This window comes from Streptomyces sp. NPDC001135 (assembly GCF_053598395.1).
Genome location: NZ_JBSFKD010000044.1, coordinates 57,713 through 67,514, shown reverse-complemented (window position 1 = coordinate 67,514; position 9,802 = coordinate 57,713). Strand labels below are relative to the sequence as shown.

General features: G+C 72.5%; 9 protein-coding genes. 4 read left to right on the top strand and 5 right to left on the bottom strand.

The genetic code is table 11. The annotated features are described in order from the left end of the window. The coding region (locus ACWC94_RS37345) for a DEAD/DEAH box helicase (RefSeq protein ID WP_450801735.1) at nucleotides 1-1,482 on the bottom strand (1,482 nt) is incomplete at its 3' end. A gap of 88 nt (nucleotides 1,483-1,570) precedes the next feature. Next, nucleotides 1,571-1,774, bottom strand: a complete 204-nt coding sequence (locus ACWC94_RS37340; protein WP_450801734.1) for a cold-shock protein — start codon at nucleotides 1,772-1,774, stop codon at nucleotides 1,571-1,573. A gap of 445 nt (nucleotides 1,775-2,219) precedes the next feature. Here ACWC94_RS37340 and rsgA point away from each other — a divergent pair, with 445 nt between their 5' ends. The 3 genes from rsgA to ACWC94_RS37325 all read left to right on the top strand — a co-directional run bounded on the left by rsgA (nucleotide 2,220) and on the right by ACWC94_RS37325 (nucleotide 5,630). Continuing rightward, complete coding sequence (gene rsgA / locus ACWC94_RS37335; RefSeq protein ID WP_450801733.1) at nucleotides 2,220-3,338, top strand: ribosome small subunit-dependent GTPase A; 1,119 nt, start codon at nucleotides 2,220-2,222, stop codon at nucleotides 3,336-3,338. Between the two features lie 382 nt (nucleotides 3,339-3,720). Next, nucleotides 3,721-5,133, top strand: coding sequence for a DNA-3-methyladenine glycosylase 2 family protein (locus ACWC94_RS37330; RefSeq protein WP_450801739.1), 1,413 nt, complete (start codon nucleotides 3,721-3,723; stop codon nucleotides 5,131-5,133). Then, nucleotides 5,130-5,630, top strand: coding sequence for a methylated-DNA--[protein]-cysteine S-methyltransferase (locus tag ACWC94_RS37325; protein WP_450801732.1), 501 nt, complete (start codon nucleotides 5,130-5,132; stop codon nucleotides 5,628-5,630). Before ACWC94_RS37330 ends, ACWC94_RS37325 begins: the two co-directional genes overlap by 4 nt. On the opposite strand, the gene ACWC94_RS37320 is transcribed toward ACWC94_RS37325, so the two are convergent. Then, nucleotides 5,627-6,241 carry a TetR/AcrR family transcriptional regulator gene (locus tag ACWC94_RS37320; protein WP_450801731.1) on the bottom strand — a complete coding sequence of 205 codons (615 nt, stop codon included), beginning with the start codon at nucleotides 6,239-6,241 and terminating at the stop codon, nucleotides 5,627-5,629. The genes ACWC94_RS37325 and ACWC94_RS37320 overlap by 4 nt on opposite strands. A gap of 152 nt (nucleotides 6,242-6,393) precedes the next feature. On the opposite strand from ACWC94_RS37320, the gene ACWC94_RS37315 reads away from it, so the two are divergent. Next, complete coding sequence (locus tag ACWC94_RS37315; RefSeq protein WP_450801730.1) at nucleotides 6,394-7,329, top strand: alpha/beta fold hydrolase; 936 nt, start codon at nucleotides 6,394-6,396, stop codon at nucleotides 7,327-7,329. Nucleotides 7,330-7,497: 168 nt separating this feature from the next. On the opposite strand, the gene ACWC94_RS37310 is transcribed toward ACWC94_RS37315, so the two are convergent. Both ACWC94_RS37310 and ACWC94_RS37305 read right to left on the bottom strand, forming a co-directional pair. Next, a complete protein-coding gene (locus ACWC94_RS37310) occupies nucleotides 7,498-9,126 on the bottom strand; it encodes a hypothetical protein (protein ID WP_450801729.1) in 1,629 nt (542 codons plus the stop codon). 436 nt (nucleotides 9,127-9,562) lie between these two features. Continuing rightward, nucleotides 9,563-9,802: hypothetical protein (locus ACWC94_RS37305; protein ID WP_450801728.1), on the bottom strand; the 240-nt coding region annotated here is incomplete at its 5' end.

Sequence of the window (9,802 nt, the reverse complement as noted above, 5' to 3'; positions counted from 1 at the left end):
TCCCCGCCCGGGTACCGGACGAAAGACCGGCCAGGGCACACGCCCCGCCCCGCGCCGACAGGAATTCGCCCTGCCGGTCACCCTCACCGAGCCGCCGCCGTTCCGGCGTCGGCGGCCGGATCGCCTGCCGGGCTTCGTGCCGGCCTTCCGGTCCGGCCGGGACCCCGGCGGTGTCGCCGGCTGGGGGACCTCGAGGGTGACCGGCACCCCGGAGGGCTCGCGGGCGCCGGTGATGGTGGCCAGTTCCGCGTCGCCCGAGGTGAGGCGCGCCGTTCGGGGGCGGATGCCCGCGTCCGACATGAGCCGGGTGACGTCCCGTTTCTGGTCGGGCAAGACCAGGGTGACCACGCTGCCGGAGCCGCCGGCACGGGCCGTGCGCCCGCCCCGGTGCAGGTAGTCCTTGTGGTCGGTGGGGGGATCGACGTTCACGACCAGGTCGAGGTCGTCGATGTGTATGCCCCGGGCCGCGACGTTCGTCGCCACCAGCGCGGTGACCTGGCCGTTCTTGAACTGCTCCAGGGTGCGGTTGCGCTGCGGCTGGGAGCGGCCCCCGTGCAGTGCCGCCGCGCGGACCCCCACGGCCAGCAGCCGCTTGGTGAGGCGGTCGGCGGACCTCTTGGTGTCGAGGAACAGGATGACCCGGCCGTCACGGGCGGCGATGCGCGTGGTGACCGCCTTCTTGTCGGTCTCGTCCTGGAGGTGGAGCACGTGGTGCTCCATGGTGGTCACCGCCCCCGCGGACGGGTCCACGGAGTGCACCACGGGGTCGGTCAGGAACCGCTGCACCAGGCGGTCGATGTTGCGGTCCAGGGTGGCCGAGAAGAGCATGCGCTGTCCGTCGGGCCGTACGAGCTGGATCAGCTTGGTGATCTGCGGCAGGAACCCCATGTCGGTCATCTGGTCGGCTTCGTCCAGCACCGTGATGCGTACCTGGTCGAGCACGCAGTCCCCGCGTTCCACGAGGTCGTTGAGCCTGCCGGGGGTCGCCACGAGCACCTCGGCGCCGCGCCGGAGCGCATCGGCCTGCCTGGTGATGGACAGCCCGCCGACCACGGTGGCCAGCCGGAGGCTGACCGCCGTCGCGTAGGGGGTCAGCGCGTCGGTCACCTGCTGGGCCAGTTCACGGGTGGGCACCAGCACGAGGGCGAGGGGTGCCTTGGGCTGCGCGCGCAGTCCGGCCGTGCGGGCCAGGAGCGCGAGCCCGAACGCGAGGGTCTTGCCGGAGCCGGTGCGTCCCCGTCCCAGCAGGTCACGGCCGGCGATCGAGTTGGGCAGCGTGGCGGCCTGGATGGGGAAGGGGGTGGTCACGCCCTGCGCGGTGAGGGTCTTCAACAGCCCCGCGGGCATGTCCAGACCGGCGAAGTCCTCGACGGCGGGAAGCGCGGGCGTCGTACTTTCCGGCAGCCGGAACTCACGCGGTGACGATACGGACGGTCGGGGTGACGAGGGGCGCCGGTTCGACTTCTGGGGCCTGCGGGACATGCGGTGGTCTGCCTTCCTGGAAACAGCACAAACCGGGGTCCGCACCATGGCGGTGCGGAACCCCGGTGAGCGGATACGCGTCCGGCGATCAGGCGGGGACGATGTTCTCCGCCTGCGGACCCTTCTGGCCCGGCGTGACGTCGAAGGAGACCCGCTGGCCCTCCTGGAGCTCACGGAAGCCCTGGGTCGCGATGTTCGAGTAGTGGGCGAAGACGTCGGGACCGCCGCCGTCCTGCTGGATGAAGCCGAAACCCTTTTCAGAGTTGAACCACTTCACGGTTCCCTGTGCCATGACCTTCTCCGTTCTGTAGGCAGAGGCCCCATCCGGAGACGCCGGAAAAAACAAATAATGCGCCTGAAGGAGAAACATTCCCGTCAGGCGCACATAGGTTCATGGGTACCACAACTGCAACTCCGCAACCCTAGCACAGCCCGGCGGACCGCGGTGGTCCGCCGGGGCGCGCCGGGGTTCGTCGGAGCCCTTCGTGCGGGCGGGGACGGATTAAATCGGTGGCACTCGGCCGTGTGCCGCTCTACGGTGAAGACCGCTTCGCACGGCGGCCGTTGGCCGCCGCTGTCGACCGGATGAGGAACGGGAGGTGTGACCGATGGCTGTCTCTGTGAGGGGCGCTGCCCGCGACCTGAAGATCATCCACTCCACCTCCGTGGTCTCCGGCTGACCTTTCCCACAGCGCACACGTGCGCGGAGCCGGGGCCGCCCTTGTGAAGGGTTCCCCTTGAATTCCTCCTCTCCTTCCGTTTCGTCCTCTCCTTCGGTTTCGTCGCACCCTCTCGCCGCCTACGGCTGGGACGAGGGCTGGGAAGCCGAGTTCGCCCCCTGTGCCGAGCAGGGCCTCCTGCCCGGTCGTGTCGTACGGGTCGACCGCGGCCAGTGCGACGTCGTCACCCCCGTCGGCACCGTCCGCGCCGACACCGAGTTCGTCGTGCCCCGCGACCCGATGAAGGTCGTGTGCACGGGGGACTGGGTCGCCGTCGACCCGGACGGCGATCCGCGGTACGTGCGGGCGTATCTGCCGCGCCGCACCGCCTTCGTGCGCTCCACCTCCTCCAAGCGGTCCGACGGGCAGATCCTCGCCGCCAACGTCGACCACGCCGTCGTCGCCGTGTCACTCGCCGTCGACCTCGACCTCGGCCGCGTCGAACGCTTCCTCGCCCTCGCCTGGGAGTCCGGCGCCCAGCCCGTCGTCGTCCTCACCAAGGCCGACCTGGTGCCCGACCCGGTCACCCTGGCCCACCTGGTCCAGGACGTCGGGACGAGCGCGCCCGGCGTGCCGGTGCTCACCGTCAGCGCGCTGCACGGCGAGGGGCTCGACGCCGTCGTCGCGCTGGTCGGCTCCGGTACGTCCGTGCTGCTGGGCCAGTCCGGCGCGGGCAAGTCCACGCTGGCCAACGCGCTCGTCGGTGCGGACGTCATGGACGTACGGGCCGCGCGGGACGTCGACGGCAAGGGCCGGCACACCACGACCACCCGTAACCTGCTCGTCCTGCCCTCCGGCGGGGTCCTCATCGACACGCCCGGGCTGCGGGGCGTGGGTCTGTACGACGCCGAGAGCGGTGTCGGCCAGGTGTTCGCCGAGATCGAGGAACTCGCGGAGCGGTGCCGTTTCCACGACTGCGCGCACGACAGCGAGCCGGACTGCGCGGTGCGCTCCGCCGTGGAGAGCGGGGAGCTCGCGGTGCGGCGGCTGGAGAGCTACCGGAAACTCGTGCGGGAGAACCAGTGGATCGTGGCGAAGACGGATGCGCGGGTCCGTGCGGAGCTTCGGCGGGACTGGAAGAGGAAGGGTGCCGCCGGCAGGGCCGCGATGGAGGCCAAGCGAGGGCGATTCCACTAGGCGCCCGGTGCGCAGGCCGGCGCGGGGTGGGCGTCGCCACCCCGCGCCGACGGGGTGCCTCCCCGCAGGGGTACTTCCAGCGCCCACCCTCGGCCCTTCGGCGCCCTTCGGCACCTGCGCGCTGCGCCACCTGCGCCACCTGCGCCACCGTGCCGCCCGTGCCGCCCGTGCCGCCCGTGCCGCCCGTGCCGCCCGTGCCGCCCCTGTCGGCACGGCGTGCCGGCAGGTACGGCGGGCGCTGCCGGGTGGGCTCCGCCTTCGCGGCACCGCTGCCCGCAGCCGGCGGCCGTGTACGCCCGGGGCGCGCCTCCTCACGGGCCCAGGGCGACGTCCGAATCCCGCTGGCCCCCACCCTCCCGTCCGCCCCACACTGGAACCCGTGATGGACGAGGACACCAGGTACGAGGCGGTGCGCAGTCGGGACGGGCGGTTCGACGGGGTCTTCTTCTTCGCTGTCGAGACCACCGGGATCTACTGCCGGCCCAGCTGCCCGGCGGTGACGCCGAAGCGGCGCAACGTGCGGTTCTTCCCGACGGCCGCCGCCGCACAGGGCTCGGGGTTCCGGGCCTGCCGGCGGTGCCGGCCGGACGCCGTGCCGGGGTCGGCGCAGTGGGACGTGCGGGCGGACGCCGTGGGGCGGGCCATGCGGCTGATCGCCGACGGTGTCGTGGACCGCGAGGGCGTCGCCGGGCTCGCCGCGCGGCTCGGGTACAGCGCCCGGCAGGTCCAGCGGCAGCTCACCGCCGAGCTGGGCGCCGGGCCCGTGGCGCTCGCCCGGGCGCAGCGGGCGCACACCGCGCGGGTGCTGCTGCAGACCACCGACCTGCCGGTCACGGAGATCGCGTTCGCGTCCGGGTTCGCCAGCGTGCGGCAGTTCAACGACACCGTCCGGGAGGTGTACGCCTCGACGCCGACCCAGCTGCGGGCCGCCGCCCACCGCGGCCGGGGCGGTGCGCGGGGCCGGGGGGTGCGCCGGTCCACGCCGGGCGCCGGGATACCGCTGCGGCTCGCCTACCGGGGCCCGTACCAGGCCGGCGCCGTCTTCGACCAGCTCGCCGAGGAGGCGGTCACCGGCGTCGAGGAGGTTTCCGGCGCGCCGGGCGGCCGTACCTACCGGCGCACGCTGCGGCTGCCGTACGGCACCGGGCTCGTCGCCGTCGAGGAGCGCACCCGGATGTCCGGGGGCAACGCCGATACCCGTCCGGGCGGCTGGCTGGACGCGCGGCTGCGTCTGACCGACCCCAGGGACCTCACCACCGCCGTGCAGCGGCTGCGGCGGCTGTTCGACCTTGACGCCGACCCGTACGCCGTCGACGAGCGGCTCGGCGCCGACCCGCGGCTGGCCCCGCTGGTCGCCGCCCGGCCCGGACTGCGCTCGCCCGGCAGCGTGGACCCGCTGGAGCCGGCCGTCCGCGCCCTGGTCGGAAGGGAGGGCGCGCAGGAGCTGGTGCGCCGGTACGGCAAGGTGCTCGACGCGCCCTGCGGCAGCCTCACCCATCTCTTCCCCGAGCCCGCCGTCCTCGCCGAGGCCGAGCCCGGCGGCCTGCTGGGCGCGCTGGCCGCCGCCCTCGCGGACGGCACCGTACGACTGGACCCGGGAGCCGACCGGGACGACGCGCAGGAGGCCCTGCTCGCCCTGCCCGGCATGGACCCGGCGACCGTCGCCGCCCTCCGCGTGCGCGCCCTCGGCGATCCGGACGTCGCCCCGCCCGGTCCGCGGGTGCCCGACGACTGGCGGCCCTGGCGCTCGTACGCCGTCCAGCATCTGCGCAGGGCAGGGGAGTGGAGCCGATGACCGGCGTGTACTGGGCCCGACTGGACGCTCCCGTGGGCCCGTTGCTGCTCACCGCCGACGCGGACGGGGCGCTCACCTCGCTGTCCGTGCCCGGGCAGAAGGGCGGGCGGACGGTGCGGGACGGCTGGCGGCACGACACGGGTCCGTTCCGCGCCGCCGCGGACCAGCTCGCCGCCTACTTCACCGGTGAACTCACCGAGTTCCGGCTGCCGTTGAACGCGCACGGCACCGGGTTCCGGCAGCGGGTGTGGGCGGCGCTGGACGAGGTGCCGTACGGCGCCACCGTCACCTATGGGCAGATCGCCGCGCGGATCGGCGCACCGCGCGCGGCGGTTCGCGCCGTCGGCGGCGCGGTCGGCGCCAACCCCCTGCTGATCGTGCGGCCGTGCCACCGGGTCATCGGTGCGAACGGGGCGATGACCGGGTACGCGGGCGGAGCCGAACGCAAGGTGTGGCTGCTGACCCTGGAGGGCGCGCTCGCCGCCGGCACGCCCTAACGCGCGTCCGTGGCCGGGAAGATCCGGTCCAGGTGGTAGGTGAGGACGGCGGTGGCGGAGTCCGCGTCCCGCTGGCCGACCAGGACGCCGGTGCCGAGCCCCGCGGACATGGCCAGCAGTCCGACGGCCTCGGTGCGGGGATCCACCCCGGGCCGCAGCAGCCCGGCGTCCGCCGCCTGCCGCAGCAGCCCGGTCACGGTGGCCTCGGCGGCGTCCGGATCCTTGATGAACGGCTGGGCGGCGAGGGCCCGGTCGGTCACGGACAGGACGGCGTACGAGGTGTAGAGGTGGTGGAAGACGCGGCTCTCCTCGTCGACCGGCAGGGCCGCCGTCAGGAGCGCCTCGATCACCGCCCGTGGTCCGGGAGCGTCGCCGGCCGCGCGGACCCGGGCGGCCACCCGCTCCCCGAACTTCCCCGCCAGATGGCGCAGTCCGAAGAGCAGCAGCTTCTCCTTGGACTCGAAGTAGTACTGCACCAGCCGGAGTGACACGCCGGCCTCGGCCGCCACGTCGCGCATCCCGACCGCGTGCAGCCCGAGCCGTCCGGCGGCCCGGACGAGGGCCTCCGCGATCTCGGTCCGCCGTTCCGCGTGATCCACGCGCTTGGGCATCGTCCGTCTCCGCTCTGCGCTCCGTGCTCCCTGCACCCTCCCGTTGATGATACAGCCGTACCACCAACGTGGTACGTTCGTACCACAAAGAATGCAGAAGACCGTCCCAGACCATCGAAGACCGTCGAAGACCCGTCTGCCCGGAGGTAGCCGTGCCCGACCCCGCAAGCGCCCGTCCCCAGCCCGACATCGGCCGCTACGTCAGCGACGCCTGGCGCGAGCGCTACTTCGCGGCCTGCGACGCCGTCTACGCGCTGGGAGCGCCCGCGTCCTGGGAGACGGACGTGGAGACGTCGTACGGGACCACGCACGTCTACCGCTACGACCCCGAGGACCCGGCCGCCCGTGAGCGCACCCCCGTCGTCCTCGTCCACGGCGCCGGCTCCTGCTCCGCCATGTGGTACCCCAACACCCCCGCCCTCAGCGCCGAACGGCCCGTCTACGCGATCGACACCCCGGGCGATCCCGGCCGCAGCGTGCAGCGCGCACCCATCCACGAGCCCGGGAACGCCGCGCGATGGCTCGACGAGACACTCGCCGGTCTCGGCCTGGACCGGGTGCACCTCGTCGGCTCCTCGTACGGCGGGTGGCTCGCGCTGAACCAGGCCCACCGGGGACCGGGGCGGCTGGCCTCGGTCACACTGCTCGACCCGGGCGGTCTGGAGAAGGTGGGGCTGCGCTTCTTCGTGTGGATCTTCGTCAGCCTGTTCGCGACCTTCGCGCCCAAGCGGTTCCGGCCCCGCCTCGCGTCCTGGCTGGAGCAGCCGGTCCTCGTCGTGCCGGAGCTGCGCGCCATGATCAGGGCAGGTGTGCGGGCCTACCGCATCCGCCGGCCCGTGCCGCAGCCCCTGACCGAGGCCGAACTCGGCGCCATCCGCACGCCGTTGTACCTGGTCCTCGGCAGGCGCAGCCTCCTGGTGCACCCGGACCGGCAGGCCGAACGCGTTCCCCGCGTGATCCCCGGCGCCAGGGCCGAGATCATCTCCCGCACCGGCCACGGACCGCAGATCGACCACGCGGAGCGCGCCAACCGCCTGATGCTGGACTTCATGAACTCCGCCGAACGCGGCGGGCCGGCGGTGCGCTAGGCCGTTTCTTCGGATCACCGATCGTTGGTCCGGGTGCGTCGTTGACTGACACCCGGGGGCGAGGATCGAGCCGTTGTCGCCAGACCGGACGCCGAAGCGGCCGGGAGACACTCAGGACGGCCGGACAGGGCGAGAGGCGCTCATGACCGCCGGACGGGCGAGGGGTGCTCAGGACCGTCGACGTCGGCGTGCAGCGAGGAACAGCACCGTGCCGGCACCCACGGCGAGGACGCCCGTCGTTGCGGCGATCCACGGCAAGGACCCGGCGCCCGTGGCCGCCATGGACCCGGTGGGTGTGGCAGTGGGCGACGTGTCGTGGACGCCCCCGGTGGACCCGGACCCGCCGCCGGACCCCGAGCCGGACGTGCCCCCCGTCGGGCCTTGGGAAGTCCCGTTTCCGCCGCCGTCGGAGCCACCGGTATCACCCGCCGCGCCCGGCGCCTTCACGGTGATGGCGGCGGTGTCGTTCTTGGGGTCGCTGTCATGCTCGGGCAGCACCTTCAGCGAGACCTTGCCGGGCTTGAGCGCGGACGCCTTCTCGATGCGCAGGCCGAACGACCACACGAGGCGTTCGCCCGGACCGACCCACCATTCGGTGTTCTTCCCCACACAGTGGTAGCTGCGGCCGCCGGCCTCGCTCTTGTGGGTGTCGTTCCTCCGGCACCTTGTCGGTGCCTTCACCACGGTCGTGCCCTGGGGAACGGTGACCGTGGTCTCCACCGAAGGATCCTCGATGGGCTCGCTGCCGTTCCAGGTGGGCATGCCGCCGGGACCGTTGTTGCGGTACCCGACGTCCACCGTGACCACCTGGCCCGGCCGTCCCTTTGCCGAGGCACCGACGGCCTCGATGTCGGCCGTGTTGTCGACCTGGTAGCTGACTCCGTACAGGTTCGCCTTCGGCTCCCCCCGCGGGGCATCGTCCGGGCGCGGCACGAGCTTCAGCTCCGGGCCGCTGCCGGTGTGGACGTCGGTAAGCTCCTTCAGCCGGTCGGTGGCACCCGGCTGGGCGTACCAGATGGCGCTGCGTGCCGCGTCGTCGATCCTGAGCGGACCCGGGGACAGGTCGAAGGAGTCGCCCACCTCGATCGTGTTGTCGAAGTGACAGACGGCCGCCGGGAACGACACGTCGGTGGGCTCCCCGTTCGGGTCGTCGAACATGTGGACCTGCATCGTGCCGTACTGGCAGTTGCTGTGCTCCTGCTTGAACGACGCACGCCCGGCGTACATGTAGAGGTCGGTTCCCTTGAGCTCATGCGCGCCGAAGTAGGTGAAGCCCGCGCCCGGATGCACTTCGGCGCCGGGCTTCACCTTGCCGTTCACGGCTCCCGTCACGCGGTCCTGGACGAACCCGCTGTCCTTGATGTCGACCTTCCACACCCTCTCGGCGATCTCGGCACCGTCGGCTTCTCCGCTGACTCGGATCTCGCCGGTGGTTCCGCCCTGCGCACCCTTCAGACTGCGCACCCGGAATCCACCCAGCCTGGTCGTCTTGCCGGGCGCGGGGGCGTCCGCGCCTTTGCAGACCAGGACGCCCTCGGTCTTCTTCTCGCATCCGGAGAAGGGGGCGGCGACGTCCACGACTCCGTGGAGCGAGCTGTAGTCGACGGTGAGCGTGTACGACGTGATCTTCGTCGTGCCCGTGTTGGTCAGCGTCACCGCACGCCAGGAGTTCGGGTCCATGTCCGTGTAAGGCAGGGCCTCCAGGGTGTAGTTGCCGGAATCCGCGGCGACTTCCAGCCCCGCCCCGGCCGCGACGGCATGCCCGGACGGCACACCCACCGCCGCGGTGACCGCCACCGCGCCGACCGCAGCTCGTACTCGTCGTCGAACCTCGCCCGCTCTCACGGAACCCCCTCCAAAGCTCACGAACACCCGCCATGAACAACGCGAGAAAACCGCCTTTCCAGACGGGGCAGGACGTCGAATGGTTGTACGGCCGCCCGGACCGGCAGGTTCCATGGGGGACGTCACCGAAGCGTGCGTGGAGACCAGGCCACTGGCGCGGCTTCGCCTCCTTACGCGCGCACAGCCGCACAGTGCCTTTGGCTTCCGGCTCCCTACGGGGTGAAGGAGCCGATCCGAGACGCAAGCACGGCGCGTGGCGGGCCAGCGGGCGACGGCGGCCCTTGCCCGGATCGACGGCTGGATCACGGTGGAGGAGTGACGCAAGGCAGAACGGCTCCGAGCTCGGAGTTGTGGCCGGCTCCTGCTGAGCGGCTGATCCAGTACGGGCTCAACCGGACGCACGTCGACGCCGTACACACCGGCGAGTGCCGGGCCGGCGGCCACCGAGCGGACGATGCCTCCCGGCGACCCGGCAGCAGGCGTTCCCGGCACGGCGCCAGCGGGTGCCGGCCTGCGTCCACTGCCGACCAGGCCACGGCCGTGGGGCGAACTTCTGCTCGTCCAGCTCGTTGTCGCAGTCGTACGTCACGAGATACGAGTCCGCCGGAGCGTACGCGTGGTCGCAGTA

Excerpts from the sequence above, each read along its gene's own strand:
- ACWC94_RS37340 (WP_450801734.1), bottom strand. The coding sequence starts at position 1,774 with ATGGCACAGGGAACCGTGAAGTGGTTCAACTCTGAAAAGGGTTTCGGC.
- ACWC94_RS37330 (WP_450801739.1), top strand. The coding sequence starts at position 3,721 with ATGGACGAGGACACCAGGTACGAGGCGGTGCGCAGTCGGGACGGGCGG.
- ACWC94_RS37325 (WP_450801732.1), top strand. The coding sequence starts at position 5,130 with ATGACCGGCGTGTACTGGGCCCGACTGGACGCTCCCGTGGGCCCGTTG.
- ACWC94_RS37320 (WP_450801731.1), bottom strand. The coding sequence starts at position 6,241 with ATGCCCAAGCGCGTGGATCACGCGGAACGGCGGACCGAGATCGCGGAG.